Source organism: Thalassovita gelatinovora (genome assembly GCF_001458355.1).
In the GTDB taxonomy this organism is placed as follows: domain Bacteria; phylum Pseudomonadota; class Alphaproteobacteria; order Rhodobacterales; family Rhodobacteraceae; genus Thalassobius; species Thalassobius gelatinovorus.
The window spans coordinates 439636-464019 of the sequence record NZ_CYSA01000015.1 but is presented as its reverse complement, the minus strand read 5'-3'; the positions used below and the strand labels follow the sequence as shown (position 1 = coordinate 464019).

Genomic DNA, 24384 nt, shown 5'->3' with positions numbered 1-24384 from the left:
CCGAACCCGGTTGAGTGAGGAGCCCCGTTATGGTCGATATCGCCACCCGTGTCTGGAACCATAAATGGAAGATCGACCCGATCGTCCGGTCCCTGATCGATACGGATTTCTACAAGCTGCTGATGTGCCAATCGGTGTTTCGCAACAAACGCGACACTCAGGTGACGTTCAGCCTGATCAACCGGACCAAGGATATCCGTCTTGCCGAATTGATCGACGAAGGTGAATTGCGCGAACAGCTCGATCATATCCGATCGCTGTCGCTGACCCGCGGCGAAAGCACTTGGCTGCGCGGGAATACATTTTATGGCAAGCGCCAGATGTTCCGTCCCGATTTCATGGAATGGTTCGAAAATCTGCGCTTGCCTGATTACCATCTGGAAAAGCGTGACGGCCAATACGAGTTGACCTTCGAGGGCAATTGGCCCGAGGTCATGATGTGGGAAATTCCGGCGCTGGCGGTGCTGATGGAACTGCGCGGGCGCGCCGTTCTGGACGAAATGAAGAAATTCGAATTGCAGGTGCTTTATGCCCGCGCCATGACCAAGTTGTGGGAAAAGGTCAAGAAGCTGCGCAAAATTGACGGGTTGCGCATCGCCGATTTCGGCACCAGACGGCGGCATTCTTTCCTGTGGCAAGATTGGTGCGTCCAAGCGATGACCGAAGGGTTGGGCGAAAAATTCGTAGGGACTTCGAATTGTCTGATCGCCAAGGACCGCGATCTGGAGGCAATCGGCACCAATGCGCATGAATTGCCGATGGTCTATGCTGCGCTGGCCGAAAATGACGGGGAATTGGCGCAGTCCCCCTATCAAGTTCTGGCCGACTGGCAGGAAGAACATGACGGCAATTTGCGCATCATCCTGCCCGATACATATGGAACCGAAGGGTTCCTGCAACACGCGCCGGACTGGCTGGCCGGCTGGACCGGTATCCGCATCGACAGCGGCGATCCGGCCAAAGGGGCGGAAACCGCTATCGACTGGTGGCGGTCGCGCGGCGAAGATCCGACGCGGAAATTGGTGATTTTTTCCGACGGGCTCGACGTAGATAAAATTGCAGAATTGCACGGCCAATTCGCCGGGCGGGTGCGGCCATCTTTCGGCTGGGGCACATTGTTGACCAATGATTTCCGCGGGCTGACCCCCGGCGATGCGTTGGCGCCATTTTCGTTGGTTTGCAAGGCGGTTTCAGCCAATGATCGACCCACGGTCAAGCTGTCGGATAATCCGAATAAAGCAATGGGTCCGGCGGATGAAATCGCGCGCTATAAGCGGGTTTTTGATGTCGGTCCGCAAAAAGCCATGAAGGTCGAGGTGTGATCCTTGGGTTGGCTGGAATTCATCGCAGTCTTCGCGGTCTTTTTCCTGTCGCATAACCTGCCAACCCGACCTGAAGTCAAAACCCGGATCGTTGCGGCGATTGGTGACTGGGGCTTTACCACCGTTTATTCAGTGCTGTCTCTGGCGGTGCTTTACTGGCTTCTGATGGCCGCAGGCCGTGCGCCGGTTGTGATGTTGTGGGGCTGGGCACCATGGCAAAATCATGTGCCGTTGATCGCGATGTGTATCGTCTGCGTCCTTTTGGCGCTGACCATCGCCCGGCCAAACCCGTTTTCCTTTGGCGGAGCGCGGAATGATTGGTTTTCCACCGACCGCCCCGGCCTGATCCGCTGGACCCGTCACCCGATCCTGATGGCGTTGGCAATCTGGGCTTTGGCCCATCTGGTGCCAAATGGTGATTTGGCACATGTCATCCTGTTTGGGACGTTCGCGAGCTTTGCTGTTCTGGGTATGAAATTGATCGATCGCCGCAAACAACGCGTTATGGGGTCTGATTGGGTGCGGTTGCGGCAAGAACTTTCCTCTGGCCCGTTCTTGCATTCTCCAGCTTCGTTGCGGGGCTTATCCATTCGGTTGTTCTTTGGCGTTCTTGCCTATGCTGCCCTGTTACACCTGCATCCGCTGCTGTTCGGCGTTTCGCCCTATCTGGGCTGAAGCGCGGAAAGGGCCCTAAAACACTGGGTCCTGAAGTCAGGGCATAGCTGCGGAAATCGACCGCGTCGATCCGTCGCTTAGTTCAGATCCCGGCTTCAGGTCGCGCTGGAAATCAGATCGACAATCCGATCTTTCACAGTCAGGGGAAAAATGGCGACGGACAGGACTGTCGCAACGATCAACCCCAGCCGTTGGCGAAAGCCGCTGCGGGGTTTCTTCAGGGTCGGAATGATCACGACAGGCCGAACAGACAGTTCCCGTTGGACATGTTCGCTGGTGCGTAGCACTGGGCTGAGCAGTTCAAACATGACGGCAATCCCGATTCCGGCCATCATCGATGCTATGGCACCGGCCATCACCAGCTTGGTCTTGCCAGAAGACACGGCGAATTCAGGGACCAAGGCGGTTTCCAAAACTTCGAATCTTTCGACCTGATCTTGGCGTTCCAATTGCTGCGCCATTGCCGCTTCGGTACGGCGTTGGGTCGTCGCTTCATAGCGGCTTTGCAGCTGTGCCAATTCGCGATCCATCACGTTGTAGAGTCGTTCCACTTCGGGGGCGTCAGAAAGTGCCTTTTCGATTTCGGCGATACGGCTTTCGACCAGTGAAAGCTGTTGTGTCAGAACCTCCGACTGGCGTTGCCGTTCTTCAGTACGCAACCGGGCGGTGTCAGTTTCCAACCCGACAAAACGGGTTTCGATTTCCAGTTGCGATTCTTTCAATTGGGCCAAGCGTTCGCGCTGAGCGGCGATATTGGTCGGCAGGGACGCGGCGTTCTGTTCTTTGAAACGGGCAAATTCCAGGGACAGGGTTTCGATTTCTGCACCGACATGTTCTTCTTCGGCTTCAAAAAAGGTCAGCGTCTGGGTGGCGCGGCTTTCGCTGCGCTTCTTGCCTTCTACCAGAACCTGCGACAGAAATTCATTTGCGATATCAGCAGCTTGCTGCGCGTCCGACATGCGCACTGTGATCGACAGGCCGGACGGTTGAACATCAGGTCGCCAAGCCTGAGTTGGATCAACCAAATCACTCAGCAGAACTGAATCCCTGAGCAAGCCCACCTTGGTCGATTCCGATACCGTTGGGTCGTCAGAAAACAGGTCGAACTTGTCCACAATCGCCAACACGCTATCGCGCGACATCAATTTTTGCTTGATCAGCTTCAATCTGTTGTTGCTGGTGGTGACGGTGCCGCCGCTGGCCAGGTTGGTGGTAATTTTCGGTGCTTCGATTTGGATCAAGGCGGTTGCTTCGTATACCGAAGGGCGGGTGATCGCCACCATCAACGCCAGAAGCGTCCCGCAGATGAACACAGCCAGGATCAGCAGCAAGCGGCGTTTGAGTACGCGCTGCAGACCGGAGAGAGAGAGAAATGTGTTCATTGCGAAACCGCTCACTGGAAACGTTGAAGAGAGTGACGTCAACCGGGGTCGAGGCCATGCCTTGATTGTGTCTTAATCTAGCAGTTAGGGCTAAAATTTACCAATATTTTGACCAATTTTTACGGAAACAATCTATTTCGAAAATGGCCTTTTGCGCCACATTTTTGCCGTAATTACAGATAGATAAGTGAACTTTTGTTTCAGTTTTTGGGTATTTTCCCAGCAGGTTCACCAATCGTCATCTTCAACAGGAATTGTTGGCTTGTTGGCATCATTCGCCTGCCATACCGCGACGCTTCTCCCGGACAATCGAGATGACGAAAGTTGGGCAAAAATGGCCAGAATGAGATGTTTGCACATCTGTGGGCCGCCCATGGTTAAACAAGTGATGTGATTCGCATCGCCTGAACCGGGTCGATGCCGGGGTCAGGGATTGGGAACGAAAGCGGCTGAGATGATGTGACCATCCTGTTTGAAAACCCCGCCCTGGACGGTGTCGCCAATTTGAAATGGCGGCACGGTCCGACGGAATTCTGCAACGAAATTGTTTTCCTGAAGGCGCACATGCAGGGTGTGAAAATCGAATAGAATTTTGCTGATGGGATATTGCGCCTTATAAGCTGCTTCCTTGATGCAAAAAATCTTCTTGGCCCGGATGCCGGCTAAATTCTTGGGTAACAGCTTGACCATATCAAATTCTGCATCGGTCAGAACGATATCCCAGATTTCAGTGGGCAGCGGTTCGTAAGGTTCGATATCCAAGCCGATTGCCCGGTATGTTTGAGCTTTGGTGACAACTGCCAAACAAGCGGTATCGGTATGAGAAATAGATCCGGAAAATCCTTCGGGCCAGATCGGTGATCGGTCGGGGGCCGTAGGAATGGCGACGTTCGGCAGGCCCAGTTCGCACAAAGCGGCGCGAGCGGCGGCCCGGCCGGCAGCGAATTCACCGACCCGTTTGGGGACAGCATTTGCGACGGCGGCCTGTTCTGCCGGCATCAACCGGTGATCTTGTGATTTGGGATCGGCTTGGCCGATCCCGATCTTGCTGCCGAAAACCTGAACCAGGTTCTGCCGAATTAAGTCGCTATTCATTCAGGGCTGCGCGTCATACGACGCGCGCGCATTTGTTTGCGCCGGGACATGGCATCGTTGCGCGCCGAGTTGTCGACTGGCGCTTCGGTTGTTGCAGGTTGTGCTTTGCCCAATGTTTCGGACACACGATCCGACAGGGCGGAAAGAACCGGGAACCTGAAGATATCCGTGATGCTGAGCTTGGCCGCACCCAAGTTTTTGCGAATTTCCCGATGGGCCTGAACAGCCAACAAGGAATGCCCACCAAGTTCAAAGAAATTGTCGCGCGATCCGATGGTTTGCAGGCCCAAAATGCGTGCCCAGATATCGGCGATTTCTTTTTCCACCGAATTTTCCGGTGCGACAAAGGCGGCACTTTGCGTTGTGACCTGCCGGGTTTCGGGGGCGGGAAGCGCGTTGCGGTCGACCTTCTTGTTCGGGGTCAGCGGGAACACATCCAGCGTGGCGAATACAGCCGGCACCATGAATTCGGGCAGAACCGCAGACAGGCGTTTGCGCAACGCGCTTTCTTCGACATGACCGTCAACGGTCATATAGCCGACCAACCGGGTGGCGCCCGGCGTATCTTCGCGTGCGATCACAACCGCTTGGGTGACATGCGAATGATCGGTCATTGCCGCTTCGATTTCACCCAATTCGATTCGATAGCCGCGCAGCTTGACCTGATGATCGGCCCGGCCCATGAAATCCAGCTTGCCATCAGCGCGCCAGCGGACCAGATCGCCGGTGCGATACATGCGCGGCCCGCCGGGGGCGGTGTATTCGGGTTTCACGAAGGGATCGGCAACGAATCGTTCCGCTGTTAGATCTTCACGTTGCCAATAGCCGCGGGTCACGCCATCGCCACCGATGTAGAGTTCGCCCGGAACCCCGACCGGCACCGGCTGCATTTCATCATCCAAAACGTAAACCTGAGTATTGGCAATCGGTGTGCCGATATTGACGACGTTATGGGCCGCAGTGGCGGTTTCGGTGGTCGACCAGATCGTTGTTTCGGTCGGTCCATACATGTTTTCGATGCTGGCATCGGTAATTTCGGCAAATTCTTCAACCAAGGCCCCGGGCAAGGCTTCGCCGCCGATCATCAAATGCTGCACCCGGTTTAGCGCAGCGCGGGCTTCGTCGTTCATCGAAATCATCCGCGCCATCGACGGGGTGCATTGCATATGGGTCACGCCGTGGCGCACGATCTGGGCCGCGATGGAAAAGTCGTCAGCGTCCAGTTCAACTTCGGTATTCGCCCGCTTCAGCACCTCGGCCAGATAGGTCAGCCCGTTGAGAACCTTTTGCTTTTCAATGCCATAATCGATCAAGCAGGCGATTTCATCAACGCCGATCCGTTTCAATTGTTCGACCCGATCAAGACAATCTTCTATCGTACCGAACAAGCCCGAATCTTCGAAATAGCGCTGGAAAGCAAATTCTAGAATCGCGTCCAGTTCTTCCGCATCCAGCGTCCCCAGATCCAGCTCGAACGGGCTATTTACCCCTTCGGGTCGTTTGAAGGCCGGGAATGCCCACGCGAATTGCTTGATCAGCCCGGCGGCGGAATTCAAATAGTCCTTCATCGGGCCACGGGCGATTTCACGGGCATGTTCGCGGTCATCGGCCACATAGGTGTGCAGCATCAGCGTGACGGTGAAATCCTTGGGGTCGTGCCCCGCTTCGCGCAGCGCTTCGTGGTAGAGTTTGATCTTGTCGCCGACTTCAGCAACACTTTGGCCCAGAAGGTGAGTCAGCACGTTGGCACCGATCCGGCCCGCTTCTTTCCAGGTTTCGGGGTTGCCGGCGGTGGTCACCCAGACATTCAGTTTCTTCGACACCGGGCGCGGCTGGGTCACGACGGCATGCATGTCGCCATTCCCCATTGGAAATTCAACCTCTTCCCCGACCCAAAGGCGGCGCAGGGTGTCGATGGTTTCCAGCATCGCCTTTTTGTTGTTGGGCGGGCTGTTTTCCGGGCGCAGTACGAAATCATGCGGCTGCCAGCCCGACGCGATACCGATCCCGGTGCGCCCATTGGTCAGGTTGTCGATCACCGCCCATTCTTCTGCGATCCTTGCGGGATGGTGCAAAGGGGCGACACAGCTGCCTGCGCGTACCGCGAGGTTCTTGGTCAGTGCAGCAACCGCAGCCCCGGTGACCGAGGGGTTCGGGTAGGGGCCGCCGAAGGCATGAAAATGGCGTTCCGGCGTCCAGACGGCGCAGAACCCGTTTTCATCGGCGAATTTTGCCCCTTCGAACAGGACTTCGTATTTATCCCGCCCGACGCCATCGTCGTTGCCCCAGTAATAGAGGCTGAATTCCATGCCCTTGCCGGTCATCGGCATGCGCCCGTTCGATACCAGTGCGCGGTTTTCATCGCTGGAAAGGACCAGTTTGAAACCGCGGGCCAGAGTATAGAACAGTTCCAGTACGGAAATGTCGAAACTCAGGCTGGTCACGGCCAACCATACGCCCCCGTTTTCATGATCGATCCGATCGTCCATGCCGGTGAAAAAGTTCGACACATTGCGATGTTCGACCATCACCCCCTTGGGTCGCCCGGTCGATCCGGAGGTGTAAATCATATATGCCATGTCGGTGCCCTGAACGCCGCTGTCGATATTGTCGGTCGGGGCCGATAGAACATGCGGATCGGCATCCAAGGTCAGAACTTGCGCCTCATGCTTGGGTAAATCTGCGGCCATGGTATTCTGCGTTACGATCACCGGGCAGGCACTGTCTTCGATATAAAGCGCGATACGGTCGACTGGATAAGCCGGATCGAGAGGCACATAAGCACCACCGGCCTTAAGAATACCCAAAGCCCCGATCATCAGGAAAGGTGAACGTTGGGTATAAAGACCCACCAATGTGCCGGGCTTCACACCCATTTGGCGCAACCTGTGGGCCACTTGGTTTGCACGCGTATTCAGCTCTGCGTAGCTGAGACTTTCACCATCGACGACCAGAGCTTCGGCATCCGGGGTTTTGGCAACCTGACGTTCGAACATCTGGTGAATACAGAGGTCGGGATCATAGTTTGTCTTCGTCGCGTTCCAATCGTACAGGATCATGTCGCGTTCGCTGTCTGGTAGGATGTCGAGCGTTTTCAGCGGGGTCTGCGGCGCGGTCCCGGCAGCGATTTTTTCGATCCGCTTGGCCATCAGGTTCAGATAGGCGGGTGTGACCTGTGCCGCATCACCCAGCAATCTGACCCCGCCTTGGGTGGCAAGGGTGATCGCGGTGCCGGGGATCAACGCCGAATCGTCGCTCAGCCCGATCTGCGGAGTTGCAATGCGTGGATGACCCGCCAGCCGGGCGAGAATATCGGCTGGTGCAGGACCGAATTTCCGGGCCTTGTCCAGTGAGGTGAGGAAGCTGTCAGCGACGGTTTCGACATCGCCTTGCGCGTCCAGCCGGACCGGGGCCCAGGACATCAGATAGCCGTGCGGCGCGTCGGAGGACCGTGCGAGTGCCAGATCGACGTGATTTGTTTCCGCCAGTCGCCCGGCGATCAGCGCCAGCGCGGTCATGGCCGCATCTGCATCGACCGCAACGGGTTGTTCCAGAACGCCTTCGGACTTGGTCGCTGTTAGGGCCAGTTGGGCGGGGGCGAAGCTGTCAAAAATCCCGCGATACACCGGTTCGGCTTTGATTGCCGCCTGTAGGGCGGTGTCGAGCCGTTCTGATAAAACCGCATCCGGGCTGGGCAGCACATGCCCTATGTCGACCAGCATCGCTGGGTCGAGGTCGGATCCATCTATGGTGCGAAAGCCGCTCAACCGCAGCGCCCCGTCGCCTGTGGCGACGGTCAGACCGTCCTTTTCGATCCGCAACACTTCGCCCGGTGCGCCATTTCCATCTGACATGGAAGATTTGGCAACCAGCGCGATTTTCCCAGCCAGTTCCAGCTTGGCGCAGGCCAACGGGTTCCAATAGTCGCCATGATCCAGCGCCCGAATCAGCGCATCGAGTTCGATTGCCGGTTTGTTGAAATCCAGTCGTCCCGCTGCCTCCGGACGGTGGGACAGGCCGAAATAGCTGCGTTGCGACAGATCCTGTTTGTGTCGGTCTGGCGCAGCATTGGCCAAGATGTCGGCCAGTTCGGGGAAGCTGTCGATTGCGGCTTCAAAACAGCGGGTGTTTAGGGTCAATGCGGTGTCCGCGGCGGCAATCTCGAATTCGCGCTGAACCAGAATATCGCCTTCGTCGATACCGCCTTCGATCATATGCCAGGTTATGCCATGCCGTGTTTCACCTGCGGCCAGTGCCCAGACCGGCGCGTTCAAACCAGCATAGGCGGGCAGGGGGCCGTCATGGAAATTCACCGCGCCTTTGGCGGGCAGGGCCAGGACGTCACCCGGGATGATATCGAGATTGGCGATGCTCAGCAGCCAATCAAAAGGCGCGCCGTTCAGCCGAACACCAAGGTCTTTGCCAGGCGCTTCGACCCGCAGCCCGGCATCCGTCGCCCAATTCGCAACATCTTGGTTGCGGGTGACCACGGCGACAATTGTGTGGCCTTTGCCGCGCAGAATTTCCCCGCATTGGATCACTAGGGATTCATTGCCAATCAGAACGCTGGAAAAGGTCGACATGGGTTTACTCCGATACGATTACTGAACCGTCCGACCGGGATATTGGATCGGTCAGGCGGGGCACCGCAGCGTGGCGGCGGGGTTTGAACATTGCGGTCAGGTCATGGCGCAGCAAGGTTCGCAGAAAATGAGGTGGATCGGTAGGGGCGCGGCCCTGCAAGCCTTGTCGCAGCCGGTGCAGGATGCCGCCGGTCAAATGCGCCAACGTCGCCAGCGCAGCATAGAATGCGCCGTGGTTCTTGGTGAAATAGTGCAGTCGTGAATCAAACCAGTATCCCGGGACTTGCTGCCACTGCTTCATTCCTGTGCTGACCGACCCGATATGGGCGACGTCGCTGTCGCGCACGAAAACGGTCTGATACCCGGCACGCCGGGCGCGCAGACACAGATCGGTTTCTTCGAAATAGAGGAAAAAGGTTTCGTCAAAAAGCCCGATTTGGTCCAGCACGTCGCGCCGCATCATCAGGCTGGCTCCGGCCAACCAGTCGACCGGTTGGGTGCTGTCGGGTATTTCGATGGGAACCCGTTTTTTCGCCAGTATCCGGCTGACGGGTCCAAACCGGATTGCCGCTTCGAATTCGCTGGCGATCGAGGGGAAGCGGAAGGTGGTCAGATGCGGGTCGCCGTCTGGTCCGTGGATGTAGCTGCCCGCGAAACCGGTTTCAGGATGTGTTTGCAGATAGTCGAGAAGCCGTTGTATCGCGTCAGGTGCGGGGAAGGCATCGGAATTCAGCACATAGACATAGTCGGGGCGGCTGCCATCTCTGAACCCGGTCTGAATGCCGTAATTATTGCCCGCGCCGAAGCCGCCATTGCGACCCGATTGCAAAACCCGGACCCGCCCATCCTTAGTCCAGCCATTCGAAACCGACTGATTGTGAAGGTTCTCGAAAGACCCATCACCGGAATCGTTATCGACGACCACGATTTCACCTTCGATTCCATCCATTGCGCGTAACGCCGCCGCCACCGCCTGCAGGGTCATATCGGGGGTGCGGAAGTTCAGGATCACGGTCAAAAGGCGCGGGTCACTCATTGCTTCATTCCGCCGCCTTGCCGGGGGCACAACCGTGATTTTGGCGGGCCTCTGTTGCCTTGAAACCGGCCTTAATACGGGCCGCAAGAACCCGGACATTGGGTTCCAGTACCATGGAGTCGTGATTGCCTGGTACCTCGAACACCTGCACCTGAGGGGCCCACTGTGTCCAGTCATTGTCAGGCAGCACATAAGCGCGTTCCGAATTTACCATCCGGTCCGGGGCCACCTGCCATTTGCCCTGTAGCGGCGGGCGGTAAAGCTGTAGCGGACCATTCCACGGTTTCAGGTGATAATCGCCGACCGCTTGCAGGAAGGCCGACTCGATTTCGGCGTTGTGGAATTTTGCCGGTCCTTGATCGGTGCCACCTTGACCACGCCGCTTGGCAATTTCCCAACGGACCCGGTTCGAGGCCCATTGCAGCGGGTACAGCGGGCCTTTTTCCTTCAGTTGCAGCCATTGGATCATCGCCCGGTCGCGTTTCGACAACGGTCGGCGCACCGGCAATGGCGTATCGAGCATGATCAGCATCGACACATCTTCATCGGCACCAGTCAGTTGCTGCGCGATTTCATAAGCGGTGATTCCTCCGCCGGAAAACCCGCCGATCATGTAAGGCCCATGCGGTTGTACCTGACGCATCTCGGCGATGTAGTCGCGCGCTGCGTCTTGAATCGAGTGATGCGGATCGGCATCGCCATACAGACCGCGCGCTTGCAACCCAAAGAAGGGCCGGTCATTGCCCAGAATATGTGCCAGATGACGCAGGTTCAAAACATTTCCAAACATCCCGGCGACAAGAAAGAACGGCGTATGCGCCCCGCCCTCGCCCTGATGCATCGACACCACATGAGTGAAACGGCGTTCGGGAACGGTGGCGACGACCTGGTCCTCGGTCGCTGCGTCGCCTTGAATTGGAAGCATCGCCGCAATCTTACGGATTGTCGGGGCTTCGAACAGCACGGAGATCGCGAAATCGGTGCCAAAGCTTTTCTTGATCTTGGCGAACAGCCGCACCGCGATTAGCGAATGACCACCCAAATCGAAGAAACTGTCATCGACACCAACCTGATCAACACCCAATAATTCCTGGAAAAATCCCGCTAGGCGCTTTTCCACATCGGTTTCCGGGGCGGCATAGTCCTGATCCAGCTCGGGGCGCTGGAATTTCTGTTCGCTGCTGTCGGCCTTCACGGTATCGCTGGCCTGTTCGATCAGCTTGTGCAGATCAAGCGAGGATACCACGATCTGCGATTGGCCGCTGGCAAGCGCACGGAAAAACGCCTCTGCGCCATCTTCGCGGCGGATGCCTTGGGACAGGTTGTGCTGCAACCGTTCTTCGGCAGGCGAAAGTGGACGGTGGTCGATCTCAGCCAACTGCGCCTCGGTCCGGGCGAAGGCGGTATCGCCTTCCAGCTTGCGGATCGAAAAGCCCTCGATTTGCAGCAGGACGGTACCGTCTGGCGCGGCGATGGTAATGTCAAAGGTCGCCATTGGACCTTCGTCGGAATTTTTCCCGGTATTGCGGACCCAACTGAACAGGTCACCTTGAAGTGGTGCAAAAATGCGCAGCCGGTGATAGGATGCCGGCACCCATAAATGGCTGGGCCGATAGCCCGTGATCAGCTGCATTGCCCAGCCGGTGGCGATATCCAACAACCCGGGATGCAACGCATAGTCGTTCAGGTCTTCGCGGAATTCCGGCGGCAGGATCAGCCGCGCAATCCCTTCGTCTTTTCCAAAGGACGCGGTGTTCAAAACGCGCCAGCGCGGACCAAAATTCAAATGATGTTCTTGTGGCGTGGGCAGTGATCCGCCCTCTGGTGCCATTTCCACTGCGCCGCACCGTGCGGCGATACCGGCAAGGTCAATCTTGTCCGGCTGGGCCAAGGGCAGCAGCGCGATCGACCCTTGTGCATTTACTTCGAACCGATTTGTACTCCGATCGGCGCTTTGGATTTCGATATCATACCCTTGGTCGCTGCGCGGCAGGCGCAGGCGCATCTGGCGATCGCCATGGCCATCAAGTTGCATCGGCGACAGGAAAAACAGATCTTTGATTTCATAAGGGCCGGATTCCCCTTGAGACCGCAACGCTTCGTGGATCAGTTCCAGATAGCCGGTTCCGGGCAGCAAGATATCGTTTTGTGCTGTGCGGTGTTCATCAAACACCCAGCGGTCGCTGGCAGAAAATGTGCTGGTGAACAGCCGCGCACCATCTGCGTCAAAGCTTTTCAGATCAAGCAGGGCTTTGCCTGCGGGTTCCGGTTTCACCTTGTTGGCAGCACCGGTGCGCGCGGCCATTGCATCGGCGGCCATGCCGGTATCGGCCCAGATGCCCCAATCGATTGCCATCACCCGTGTCTGCCCGCCGGAACGGGATTTGGCAAAGGCGTTGAGGAATTCATTGGCGGCAACATAATCGACCTGCCCCGCAGGGGTGGTCGCGGTCGAACTGGAAGAAAACAGCACCATCCAGTCGAGTGTGCCATCGGGAAACAGGGTATCCAGTACCTGGGTGCCGTGAATCTTCGGGGTGAAAACGTCTTCGATATCCGACAGCGATTTGCCCACGATAGGCGCATCGGCGATCACACCTGCGGCATGAATGACGCCGTTAATTTCCCCGAAACGGTCACGCGCGATCTGTACCGCGTCCTGCATGTCTTCGACATTGCTGACATCGGCGGGAAGAACCAAAACCTGTCCCCCTGCCTGTTCCAACTGCTGCACAGCGCGGATGCGCCGCGCGACCGGGTCACCGGGGGCGGTTTTGTTCAAGATATCGGCCCAATCCGCGTGATCGGGCAGCGGGGTGCGGGCGAGCAGAATAATATTGGCCTGCGCACGTTCGATCAGGGCTTCGGCCAAGGTTACGCCGATACCACCGAAGCCACCGGTAATCAGATAGGTGCCACCCTGCCGGAGGGCGATGTCACCCGGCGGTGCAAACGGGATATCAGCGAAATCCAGTTCGAACCTTTTATCACTGCGGATCGCGGCGACCGTGTTCGCAGGGGTCGCAAGGGCCTCTTCCAGCAGATTGTCGAAAATCGGGCCGTTGCCACGTTTTTTACCGTGCTCGATGCGTTCCACATCCAGCACTGAACAGGTGATCCCGGGGAATTCGCGCGGGATGACCCGGGCTGGCCCCATCACCGTGGCCTTGTCGGGATAGCGCAAGGTTTCATTACGCACCTGGGCCGCGTCCGATGTCACTACCGTAATATGCAGCGGTGTGGGCGCATTCTGTTCGCTGATTGCCTGCGCCAGGAACAGCAGGGAATAGAAACCATATTCCTGATTGCGATGGAAAAAACTGCTGCCGGGGCGGAACTTTTCGTCTTCGGTCAGAAGCCAAAGATGCAAGATGCGGCTGGGTAAATGGCCATGCGTCGAAAGATCCTGCAGCAGTTGATCGTATCCTACGCGTCCGTGTTCAGGGGCCAGCACGTAGCCGAATTCTGTCTTGGCAAACGCATCACCCGGACGGACCGAAATGACCTGGTGTCCTGCCATACGCAGGCGTTTGGAAATATCCGCGCCCATGCCGGTTTCGTCTTCAAAGATCAGCCAAGTTTCCTTGGCGGCATCGGACAGGTCGCCGGTCACGTCCGCCGCGCAATCGGCATAGCGGGCTTTCCACACCGGCCGGTAGGCCCAATTGTCCATGTCATCCCGCCGCATCAGCCATTCGTCGGCAGGTGCCTTGCCCGCCGCTGCGGGTTCGATGAAATATTCCTGACGCTGGAAAGCATAGGAGGGCAGTACCACGCGGTTGCGTCGCGCTTCCCCCCAGACTTGATGCCAGTCGAAATCGACCCCAACGGCCCATGTCCGGCCCAGCATTGCGGCGAAATAGGTGTCGTCTGCGATGCCGTCCTGCGGATGTCGCAGTGATCCGATCACTTGGTTTGGGGTCACATCGGGATGCTGACCGGTCAATGAAGCCAGCGCCTTGCCTGGCCCAACCTCGATGAAAACCCTTTCGCCGGATTGGGCCAGCGTTCCAATGCAGTCGGCGAACAGTACCGTGTTGCGCAGGTGTCCGACCCAATAATCGGGGTCGGTTGCCTGATCCGGTGTGATGAATTGTCCGGTCCGGTTCGAAGTGAACGGGATTTGTGGCGGGTGCAGCGAAATGGAGTTAAGATAGGCGCGGAACCGGTCAAGTATCGGGTCCAGCATCCGCGAATGCGCGGCGATGTTGATCGCGATACGCTGGCAGTCGATATCGTGCGCTTTCAGTTCGGTTTCAAGCCGGTCCAAAGCCGCTTGCGGCCCCGATGCAACACTGAGCCCCGGTGCATTGACGGCGGCAAGGTTCAGATCGTCGGCCAGAAGCGGCTGTAGCTCTGCGGCAGGCAGCGACACGCTGAGCATACCGCCGGCGGGGACGGTATCAAACAAGGTGCCGCGCAGGTGTACTAACCCGATGCAATCTTCGAAACTCATGACACCGGCTAGACAGGCCGCAGTGTTTTCCCCCATGGAATGGCCGGTCAAGGCAACGGGTTTCACCCCCCAACTGATCCAAAGCTGGGCCAGTGCATATTCCACGATCATGATCAGCGGCAGTTGGATCGAAGGTTTTTTAAGCGTCTCATTCGCGGTGGCTTCGTCGCCACTTTCGGGCAACCACAAGGCGCGGATGTCGTAATCGATCTTGCCTTGCAGAACCGCAAGGCCGCGATCCATCCATTCGGCGAAAACGGGTTCGGTTTCATAAAGATCGCGCGCCATGCCCGCATATTGTGCACCACCGCCGGGGAACATGAACACCACTTCGGGTCGATCACCCACCACGGTGTGGGTGAAAACCCGGCGCGGGTCGTTTGCGTGCAGCAAATCAGCGGCGTCTTCATGGGTTTCGGCCACAACAACGCGGCGCCGTTCAAAGGCACGACGGCCTTCTTTCAATGTCCAGGCCACATCCGCCAGCGGCTGTTCCGGGTGGGCGCGCAGATGCGCGGCCAGATTGGCGCTATTGGCTTCCAGCGCGGATTTGTTGCGGCCTGAAACGGTCAGGATCTGGAACGGCCAATCGCTTTCCTCCGACAAGGCGCGTTCGGGTGCTTCTTCCAGCACCACATGCGCATTGGTGCCCCCGACGCCCAACGAATTGACCCCGGCGCGGCGCGGGCCTTTATGGGATACCCAATCGGTCAAAGTATCATTCACCCGGAACGGCGAATGGTCAAAATCGATCGCCGGGTTGGGTTTTTCATAGCCAAGGCTGGGCGGCATCTGACGGTTGTGCAACGCAAGGCTTGCCTTGATCAGGCTGGCGACACCCGCCGCCGTGTCCAGATGGCCGATATTGGTCTTCACCGATCCGATCCGGCAAAAGCCCGTTTCATCGGTGGTTTCCTGAAACGCCTGGGTCAGCGCCGCAACTTCGATCGGGTCGCCCAGATAGGTGCCGGTGCCGTGGCATTCGATGTAATCGATGGTGTCGGCGCTGACATCCGACAGCGCCTGCGCATCTGCAATCGCCGCCGCCTGCCCGTCGACCGATGGCGCCAGATAACCGGCTTTGGCGGCACCGTCGTTGTTGACCGCAGATCCCTTGATTACAGCCCAGATGTGATCGCCGTCCGCGATGGCGTCTTCCAGCCGGCGCAACACGACAACCCCTGCGCCCGATCCGAACACGGTGCCCTGTGCCCGGTGATCGAAGGCGTGGCAATGACCATCGGGTGACAGGATTTCACCCTCTTTGTACAAGTACCCGCGTGCATGGGGCAGCTCGATGGTCACACCGCCCGCCAGCGCCATGTCGCATTCGCCATTCAGCAGCGACTGGCAGGCGTAATGGGTCGCGACCAGAGACGTGGAACACGCGGTCTGCACATTGACCGACGGGCCCTTCAGGTCCAGCACATGAGACAGGCGTGTGACCATGAAATCCTTGTCATTGCCAGTATGGCGGAGCAGGAACATGCCGGTGCTATCGACCAGATCACGGTTCGAACAGATGTTGAAATAGAAATAGCTGCCCATGCCACTGCCGCCGAAAACGCCGACCGGGTCTTGGAAATTTTCTGGTGGATGACCGGCATTTTCCAAGGCTTCCCACGCAGTTTCCAGAAAGTGCCGGTGCTGCGGGTCTAGGATTGCGGCCTCTTTCGGGGAAAAGCCGAAAAACTCTGCATCAAAATCCTTGAACCCGTCCAGAACGGCGGCGGCGGGTACGTAATCGTCGCGTTCCAGCATATGCGGGGCTTCACCCGCTGCCAGCAGTTCTTCCTTGGAAAGGTGGCGGATCGATTCAATACCGTCGCGCAGATTGGCCCAATAATCCGCAATTGTCGGCGCACCCGGAAGATGCGCCGCCATGCCCACGATTGCGATATCGGCAGTGGGTGTTGGGGCGGTTTCTATTGTTTCCGGCATTAAAACAAACTCATTCGATTCACTAAGCGCTTATGATAATGATACGGGCAAATTGGGGTTGTTTTGAGGCGTTGCATCGCCTTTTTAGCCTTATTTTCAATAAAGTTGGCGATTAAAATGTGTGAAACGGCAACAATTCACTGTGCCAGTTTCAGAATATCATCCCAATGCAGCCACAAGATAAGGGATATCACCAGCGCACTGATCAGCGCGAATATGGCGTCATGCAATGGATCCCACGCCCCTTGGTGACGCGATAACCACACCACGACCGGATAGGCACTGATATACGCAAGACCCAATCCCAGGAGTGCGCCCAACAGCCCGGCCAGTTCCAGCCCGATCAGCAAACCAGCAAAGATCAGAACGCCGCGTGCCGCCGCCAGAACGAAAAACCGCTTCGAATCCCCAGCCGCAAGCGCCGCCTGATCATATGTCAGGACGATGATTTGCGGCAGCTGAACACAAGCCAGCACCACCACCACCGCCCCCGCGCGCAGATAGCGGGCGTCATACAGCAGATCGACCAGCCAGACGCCCAAAAGCGCTACCGTCGTCACCATCACCATCAGGAACCCGGTGGCATAAAAACGCATTTTACGCAGCCGCAGGAAGTTTTCGACCGACTCCTTTGGTGGATTTTCCCGGTAAATCGGTATCAACACTTTGCGGGTGACCATACCGCCCAGCAGCAGCGGAAAAGAGGCCAGAAAAAAACCGATATTGTAGACGCCGAATTCATCCAAAGACAGGTATTTACCGATCACCAGCTTATCGCTTTGTCCGATGAAGAAGCCACATATCGTGCTGAGAAATATCCATTTCCCGAAATGGATCAATTCGTTTGCGGCCGATTTTTCCCAGCGCAGCCGATTGGGCACCCCGGGCAGGAAATAAGCCAGGAAAACGACCTGAGCGATCGCGCTGACCAGACCGCTGAGCACCAGCGCCCAGACCGATCCGGTGATCCATGCGGCGATTACGGCCACCACCAACCCGACCACCTGCACACCGATGTCGATCAGCGTGACCCGTCCGGCCCGCATATGGCGGTTGGCGGTTTCCAATTTGGTCGGGTTGAAACCGTTGATCAGCAGTGTCAGCCCAGCCACAGGCAACAGGTAAAGCAGTTGCGATTCCTGATAGAAAACCGATACCGGATAGGCCAGAAGGCAGGTCACGATCCACAGATTGACGCCCCGGATAATCTGAATCGTCCATGCCGTATTCAGGAAATCTTCTTCATCGCCACGGGCGGATTGCATGATCGATGGGCTAACACCGACATCGGAAAACATCGCCAGCCCCATCATCACAACCGAAACCAGCGCCATCAGGCCGAATGCTTCGGGAAACAGGATTCGGGTCAGAACCAGGTTCGATATCAACCGCAGGCCCTGGTAAACGACAAATCCCAACGAGGTGATCGCCGAGCTGCGTAATGCGCGTTCGGTCAAGCTGCTTCCCAAGCTGAAACGGCGGAAAGTGTTAATCATAAACCTTGAAACCTCAGGCAGGGCGCGGTCATCTTCCACGGCTCCAGCTGGAACTATTTTTGCCGAATTTAACCATCAGTGCAACCAAGGCATAGAGGAAAAAACCCTGCGGGTGGCGTAGGATATTCACGACAAGCCGACCTGCACCATAAGACCTTTTGTCATCGTTTTTCAGCAGATCCGGATAGCGGGACACGATTTCTGCCACCCCGATATCCTGCCGTCGCCGCACCCGGACAAGGTTTCCGAACCCTTCGACAAGCGGCCAGTCATATGGGGCATCAACGCCGATCCGTTCGCCGGGTGCAAAGCTGAGCCGGACAAAGGTGTCGTCGGAAATGATATCGGGAAACACCCCCCATCTGGCGCGGCCTGCGGCGTTCACCGCAAACAACCCGCAGCCCGGCACGCCTTCGGTCATGAAGGGCACGGTCAGGTAAAAGGCACGATAGGCGCGGCTGGCCCAGCGTACCGGCTTTGGGATGTTCACGCGGCCGCTGGCATAGCGCGGCGTGTCGGTTGCAAGCGCCTGCATCAATTGCTGCATCAGCTCGGGACTGACCACGACATCGGCGTCCAGATAGGCACGGCAATCGCCCTTGGCCGCCGCATCGCCCGCATTCAGCGCGCCCAGCTTGCCACCTTCGGGCAATTCGATCACGGTCAGGGGCCATCCCTTGGCGGCCGCTTGAGTTTCAGATCCCCGTGCCCGGGTGGCGGTATCATCGCTACAGCCATTGGCGACAACAAGGATTTCCATTGCGCCTTGGGGCAGGTCCGATGCCAGAAGCGCAGACAGGCAGGCTCCGATCATCGGGCCTTCGTTATTGGCGGGAATAATTACAGATATCATCAGGGTGTATGAAACGCTCTTTTCCGGTGTCACCGGCACCCCTAATGCCGACGATTTAGATTCAATATTGCAACAGCACCGGTCGATGTGCCAGCGCAATAGATGTTCATCATCCGTTTGTGGTTTAAATTTGTCATGACGTTGGATTTGTTTGGCTCAAGCGTTTCCAGTCAGTTGTGACGCAGAAAGGGGCCGTCGTGCCGAAAATTACCAAGCTCGGATATCTTGTGCCGCAGTTTCCGGGGCAGACCCATATCTTTTTCTGGCGCGAAATTCAAAAGATCGAAGAGGCAGGGGTAGACGTCTGTCTGTTTTCCACCCGGCCACCGCCGCCGGGACTGGTATCACATGCTTGGTCACAATCCGCGATGGAACGGACCGAATATCTGGCCAGCGCATCGATTTCATCCTTGTTGGCCGGCCTGCCGCGCCTGCCGTTGCGCGAATTGCTGCGCGAAGGGGCCGGCAAGGATTTCTGGCGTGACGTTCTTATTTCCCTGCCCGCTGCTCGCAAGTTGGCGCAGCACTGTCGGGTGCAGGGAATTTCCCATGTGCATGTCCATTCCTGTGGTCGCGCGGCGATGATCGCGGCTTTGGCGCAACGGCTTTACGGGGTCAGTTACAGCATCAGCCTACATGGTCCGCTGGAAGACTATGGTCCCGGTCAGCGGTTCAAATGGCGCAGCGCGAAATTTGCCACGGTGATTACCGATGCCTTGGTGCAGGATATTCGGCCCAAACTGGGCGACGCATTGCCAGATCGGGTCGTCATTCAGCCAATGGGCGTAGATACTGACCGGCTGCACCGAACGACGCCGTACCAGCCGCCGCAACCGGGCGAAACGCTGCGTCTGTTCACCTGTGCGCGGCTGCATCTGGTGAAAGGGCATGTCGATGCTTTGCAAGCGGTGCGTTTGCTTCTGGATCGCGGCATGGATGTGCGGCTGGAAATCGCCGGAGAGGATGATGCGGGCGGTGGTGGGTTTCATACAGTTCTGGCGGAAAAAATTCAGGACCTCGGATTGCAGGATCATGTCATGCTGTTGGGGGCTGTGCCGGAAGAAACCGTGTGCGCCAAACTGTTCGAGGCTCATCTATTTGTGCTGGCCAGCTGGAGCGAACCTTTGGGCGTGGCCTATATGGAGGCGATGAGCTGTGAAGTGCCGGTGATCGGCACCGATGCGGGTGGTGTGCGTGAGCTGATCACCGATGGGCAGGATGGCATTCTGGTGCAGCCGAAAGCGCCCGAAACCTTGGCCGACACGATCGCCGCGTTGGCTGCGGATCCGCAAAAGTGCCTTGGTCTTTCTGCGGCGGGTCGGTGGACCGTGGTCGATCGGTTCGGTGCGGGTCGGGGGGCCGATACCTTGATCCAGGAAGCAACGCGGAATTAGGGCGGTCACGGCTTAGCCGCGCGGCGTGACCGCGTAAAGCTGCCCCGGGTCGCTGTCAAATTCCAGCCGTTCGACTGACATCATCTGGACCTCTCCATCGGGGCCATCGGCCATCAGAAACGGTCCCATCCATGTGAAGCGATACTCGCCCGGCGCACCTGGCAGAACGGCAGTGTCGGTGCCGCCGCCGCCATGCAGCGCATCGGCACCGCCAAGGCTGACCAGCCAATCGTCGCCGTCCCGACCCACAAGAACATCGCGCAAGGGCGTGCCTTCCAGAAGATCTTGATCGGGGCCGCCGCCAAGCGAGGTGCCGTTTTGAAATGCGGCGGCCGGGCGCGGATCCCAATCCGTGGGCAATTGGGCGTTATAGGTCATCAAAGTCGCCCAACGGGGATTTTCATCTTCCAGATACCGCTTGGCGCCCCAACTGCCCCATTGCGACGCATTGGAAACATCGACAAAGGCGTTGAACAACGTGCCGCCCGCCCGTTGCCAACCATCGAGAACATCACCATAGATCGCCGCCATTTCCTGCGAATAATTGAAGCGCTGGTAAAACGCAGTCAGCGCTTCGTCATTCAGCCAGGTGCCATGGCCGACAACATGGGTGCCGCCTTCGTACATTACCAGATCCATATCGTTTTCGCGGGCAATCTTGGCGTGATAGGGAAACAGGTCGTCAATCAGTTCCTTAACCGAACCGGCTTTCAGCGCCTTATAGGTCTGCTTGACCGCCTCGCTTTCGCTGATACTCAGCCAATCCTTGATGCGTGGCGCGAAATCGTCGCCGCCCATTTCAAAGCCGAAATAACCGGTCACGGCATAGGCATCGAAACGTGTCACCGGCGGCTGATTGGCGCGGTCTTCCTTCTGCCAAAGCGGGGCCTGCAACAGGCCTTCTTCCAACCCCGGCCAACCGGTATGGGTGGCGATGACCCTGACCAGCCGGGTATTGGTTTCAGAACCGAAAACATCGGTCCAGATGTCGGCGACCTGTGCCGCGCGCAGTCCGGCGAATTGCAGCCAGGCATCCTTGTCCTTCTTGCCGGGCCAGCGCTGGGCGGCCCCTGCCAACGCCCACTGCGTTTGTTCGAAGCCGAAATTCCACAACTCGTTGGAAAATTCGACATAGGCTTTTAATCCCGGTCGCAGGCCCGCTTTGACGGTTTCGGCGAACCGCGTGACATAATCGTCATCGGCCAGATGCGGCATGTTGAACCAAGGGTCGGCCCCGATTTCATTTGCCAGCCGCAGCATCAGTTCCAAAGGCACGCCACGGCGAACAAAGGTGTAATCAGTCAGAAGCGGGCGGTCGTCCCAGCTTTGGATCAATGAATTATTGGTATTCATCCAATCCATGAACCGCACCGCACGCAAATCCGCGATCAGAGTCAGCCAGTCGGGATTGAACACGGCGCCCATTTCGTAAAACGGAATGTGGTTTTCGTGCATGACCTGAATGTTGCGGATCGGATCGTCGGGATCGATCCGGGTCAGCGACAGCGCCACCAATCCATCGCCCGGGGCGAACGTAAACCAGATTTCGCCGGGTTTATTGGTCACATCTTTGACCAGGCCAAGAATCTGAAGCTTGCCTTTGCCCTGATAGGTCAACCGGTAGCGACCGCGAAACCCAAGCGCCTGATCCGGTACTTCGGTCAGGATGAAACTTTCCATCCGTTCCACATCGTCGGGTATTCGCAGCGGCCAGCCGTTTGCATCAAGATACCCTTCCGCCTGCAGCCGCGTAGCATCCCAGCCGCCCCATTCGCCCTTGCGGTGGCCGATCCATGGGCGGGCCGATTTCATCACGTCAATGAACGGGTATTGGGTGGACCAGTCGGAAATCCCGTTCAGACCCATCGCCAAGGCCGGAACCGCCGGGCGATCGGGCTCGCGGGTGGGGGCGGAATGTGGTCGTACCGACCCGGTTTGCACCGTCGTCAGATAAGACGCGATTTCACCGTAATGCTGCCGCACAAGCGGATGAATGCTGTCGGGCAATGCGATTTCGGTAGGCAAGTGATCCTGAAACAGTGGGCCGTAGGTGATCAGGGCGGCCAGCAGATAAAGCGTTGGCGTGCCATGCGGGGCATCATCGCTGTACAGGTCCAGCGCCTGCAACCCGGACAATGCGGTGTCGGATAACAGACCGGACAGGGTCGAGGCAACCGGGATTAAAGTCAGGTCGAGATTTGGGCGGGCTTGCTGCACGGCGTTCGCATAGTCCTGAAACCAGCCGTGGTAATTGCCTGTGTTGGCTTGCAGATAGGTTTTCAGCCCATCGGCATCGGGCGGAAAAGCGGGTACTTTGCCAGCCATTTCTGTCCAGCCTTCGTAGATGAAAAACCGGGCTTGTGGGGTTTGCCCGGCGGCCCAATCGACCACTTTCAACGTTGCAGTCAGGGGGCTTTCCCTGCGGGGATTGTCGCCGTCGAATTTGGCGGTGGGCGGTTGGTATTGAATGAAGTTCGCAGGCGTAATGACAACCGCGTCGAACCCCGCCTGAGCAAAGTTTTGGCGTTCGGAATTCCACGCATTGGGCAAGGATTTGAACGACCATTGCGGGTCGGGGGGCAGATTGGCGCTGAACTGCATCAAAAACCCCCAAGCGCCATCAGCGGCGAAGCGTTTGTCGCGGGCACGCGCGATTTCATGCAGCCAATGCGGGACCGAGGTTTCCGGGCTGTCGCTGAGATGCTGAACCAGAGAATTGGCGAAGAAAAACGCCTTGGTTCCATCATTGTCTTGCGCCCGCGAAACCTGCGGAACAAGCAAAAGCAACAGGCTGAACAGGGCGGCAAATCTCATCCGGTATCCTTTCGGGGATGTGCGGTGGCGGCAAATGGGTTTGGTTTATCTGAATGATGACCTAGAACCCAGTCATAGACTGCCAAGACCTGATCGGCTTTTCTGTCCCAGGTAAAGAATTCATCGACCCTGTTGCGGGCATTTACACCAATGTGGGTCAATTCTTCGGGATGGCTGGCCAATTCGGTCAAACGGGTGTGAAATCCCGCGACGATCTGATCGCGTGAACCGATTGGAACCTTGAACCCAGTTCCGGGCGTCACCAATTCGCTGGGCCCGGCGTAATCGACGATCAACGGTACAAGCCCTAGCGCCATTGCCTCCAACACAACGCCGCCGCCAAATTCCCGCACCGAAGGGAAAGCCAAAAGCTGCGATTGGGCCGCGACGTTCTGCACATCGCCATGATCAAGCCAGCCATGGAAGGTAACAGCATTTTCGATCTCGTGATCGGCGGCAAAGCGTTTCAGGCTTTCCATTTGCGGCCCATCACCGATCAAGTCCAGCTGCAACAGGCCCTTCTGCAGCAGTGGCAAAGCCGCTTCCAGCAACATGTCTGGCCCCTTGTAGGGAACCAACCGTCCGATGAAACAGGCCCGCAATACGCCGTCCGGTGCAGCGGCGCGGGCGTTGAAACGGTCTGGGTCGATGGCGTTTTCCGGAATATAGACGGTTTTGTCCTGAAACCGGGCGGGAATTTCCGAACGGGTGTGATGCGACCCCACAATTATGGCCGCCGCATGGCGCAACATGCCGCGTCGTCCGGGCATCAATTTGTAAGCCGCGCGCAGATAGGACAGCCATTCCCGTTCGCGTCGCCGTTCGGCATCAAATCCCTTTGGCCAAGGCACCCCCCCATTCAGCGGTCCAACCACGAAAGGCACCCCGATCCGGGCACATTTGCGCGCAATCGGGCTGGATATCGTCGGGCTGAGCGGGGTGACGCGATGCACCACGTCATATTGCCCCTTCCGCAACATCGGGCCGAACCGTTTCCAGATCAGGTATTCGAAATAAGGGTAAGACAGCGCATTGATCAGTTGCAAAGCGGTCCAACCCTTGCCTTCGCCCATGCGCAACAGTTTGCCCAAGGCCCAAAGCGGGCGGGCGATGGCTTCGGAATCAATGGCGGTAAAATCGCGTCCTTCCATCAGCCCCGCCCGCAAAAACGCATCACGATTGCGGATCTGGGTGACGATATGGATTTCGGCCTTGCGACCGATGGCACCGGCCAGCGACCAGCCCACCAGCGGCACGCTGACCCATTCGGGATTGGCGGCCTCGGCGATGATCAGAACGCGTAAGGGGCGGGAGGCGGTGGAGGTCTTGGCCGGCAT

Annotated in this window: 12 protein-coding genes; 3 read left to right on the top strand and 9 right to left on the bottom strand. The window is 57.6% G+C overall.

Annotation, left to right across the window (positions count from 1 at the left end):
- Window positions 1-29: 29 nt before the first annotated feature.
- Both pncB and TG4357_RS06950 read left to right on the top strand, forming a co-directional pair.
- On the top strand, window positions 30-1322 hold the full coding sequence (pncB, locus tag TG4357_RS06955; protein WP_058262133.1) for a nicotinate phosphoribosyltransferase: 1293 nt from the start codon (window positions 30-32) through the stop codon (window positions 1320-1322).
- A gap of 3 nt (window positions 1323-1325) precedes the next feature.
- Window positions 1326-1997 carry an NnrU family protein gene (locus tag TG4357_RS06950; protein ID WP_058262132.1) on the top strand — a complete coding sequence of 224 codons (672 nt, stop codon included), beginning with the start codon at window positions 1326-1328 and terminating at the stop codon, window positions 1995-1997.
- A 95-nt stretch (window positions 1998-2092) separates the two neighbouring features.
- Here TG4357_RS06950 and TG4357_RS06945 read toward each other — a convergent pair whose 3' ends face one another.
- From TG4357_RS06945 to TG4357_RS06915, 7 genes are all read right to left on the bottom strand, one after another.
- Complete coding sequence (locus TG4357_RS06945; protein WP_074646751.1) at window positions 2093-3379, bottom strand: GumC family protein; 1287 nt, start codon at window positions 3377-3379, stop codon at window positions 2093-2095.
- Window positions 3380-3805: 426 nt separating this feature from the next.
- Complete coding sequence (locus TG4357_RS06940; protein WP_058262130.1) at window positions 3806-4474, bottom strand: 4'-phosphopantetheinyl transferase family protein; 669 nt, start codon at window positions 4472-4474, stop codon at window positions 3806-3808.
- Window positions 4471-9057, bottom strand: coding sequence for a MupA/Atu3671 family FMN-dependent luciferase-like monooxygenase (locus TG4357_RS06935; protein ID WP_058262129.1), 4587 nt, complete (start codon window positions 9055-9057; stop codon window positions 4471-4473). Before TG4357_RS06935 ends, TG4357_RS06940 begins: the two co-directional genes overlap by 4 nt.
- 4 nt (window positions 9058-9061) lie before the next feature.
- Window positions 9062-10093 carry a glycosyltransferase family 2 protein gene (locus TG4357_RS06930; protein ID WP_058262128.1) on the bottom strand — a complete coding sequence of 344 codons (1032 nt, stop codon included), beginning with the start codon at window positions 10091-10093 and terminating at the stop codon, window positions 9062-9064.
- A 4-nt stretch (window positions 10094-10097) separates the two neighbouring features.
- Complete coding sequence (locus TG4357_RS06925; protein ID WP_058262127.1) at window positions 10098-16490, bottom strand: type I polyketide synthase; 6393 nt, start codon at window positions 16488-16490, stop codon at window positions 10098-10100.
- Window positions 16491-16627: 137 nt separating this feature from the next.
- On the bottom strand, window positions 16628-17947 hold the full coding sequence (locus TG4357_RS06920) for an oligosaccharide flippase family protein (protein ID WP_438695873.1): 1320 nt from the start codon (window positions 17945-17947) through the stop codon (window positions 16628-16630).
- A 67-nt stretch (window positions 17948-18014) separates the two neighbouring features.
- Window positions 18015-18839, bottom strand: a complete 825-nt coding sequence (locus TG4357_RS06915) for a glycosyltransferase family 2 protein (RefSeq protein WP_058262125.1) — start codon at window positions 18837-18839, stop codon at window positions 18015-18017.
- A gap of 197 nt (window positions 18840-19036) precedes the next feature.
- Between TG4357_RS06915 and epsE the strand changes: the two genes are divergently transcribed.
- A complete protein-coding gene (gene epsE / locus TG4357_RS06910) occupies window positions 19037-20233 on the top strand; it encodes an exopolysaccharide biosynthesis GT4 family glycosyltransferase EpsE (RefSeq protein ID WP_058262412.1) in 1197 nt (398 codons plus the stop codon).
- Between the two features lie 12 nt (window positions 20234-20245).
- Here the strand turns inward: epsE and TG4357_RS06905 are convergent, their stop codons facing one another.
- Complete coding sequence (locus tag TG4357_RS06905) at window positions 20246-23047, bottom strand: calcium-binding protein (protein WP_058262124.1); 2802 nt, start codon at window positions 23045-23047, stop codon at window positions 20246-20248.
- Complete coding sequence (locus tag TG4357_RS06900) at window positions 23044-24384, bottom strand: glycosyltransferase family 4 protein (protein WP_058262123.1); 1341 nt, start codon at window positions 24382-24384, stop codon at window positions 23044-23046. Before TG4357_RS06900 ends, TG4357_RS06905 begins: the two co-directional genes overlap by 4 nt.

What these genes read in the sequence shown, in the direction of transcription:
- pncB (WP_058262133.1), top strand. Translation starts at nt 30, where the DNA reads ATGGTCGATATCGCCACCCGTGTCTGGAACCATAAATGGAAGATCGAC.
- TG4357_RS06945 (WP_074646751.1), bottom strand. Translation starts at nt 3,379, where the DNA reads ATGAACACATTTCTCTCTCTCTCCGGTCTGCAGCGCGTACTCAAACGC.
- TG4357_RS06940 (WP_058262130.1), bottom strand. Translation starts at nt 4,474, where the DNA reads ATGAATAGCGACTTAATTCGGCAGAACCTGGTTCAGGTTTTCGGCAGC.
- TG4357_RS06935 (WP_058262129.1), bottom strand. Translation starts at nt 9,057, where the DNA reads ATGTCGACCTTTTCCAGCGTTCTGATTGGCAATGAATCCCTAGTGATC.
- TG4357_RS06930 (WP_058262128.1), bottom strand. Translation starts at nt 10,093, where the DNA reads ATGAGTGACCCGCGCCTTTTGACCGTGATCCTGAACTTCCGCACCCCC.
- TG4357_RS06925 (WP_058262127.1), bottom strand. Translation starts at nt 16,490, where the DNA reads ATGCCGGAAACAATAGAAACCGCCCCAACACCCACTGCCGATATCGCA.
- TG4357_RS06915 (WP_058262125.1), bottom strand. Translation starts at nt 18,839, where the DNA reads ATGATATCTGTAATTATTCCCGCCAATAACGAAGGCCCGATGATCGGA.
- TG4357_RS06905 (WP_058262124.1), bottom strand. Translation starts at nt 23,047, where the DNA reads ATGAGATTTGCCGCCCTGTTCAGCCTGTTGCTTTTGCTTGTTCCGCAG.
- TG4357_RS06900 (WP_058262123.1), bottom strand. Translation starts at nt 24,384, where the DNA reads ATGCCGGCCAAGACCTCCACCGCCTCCCGCCCCTTACGCGTTCTGATC.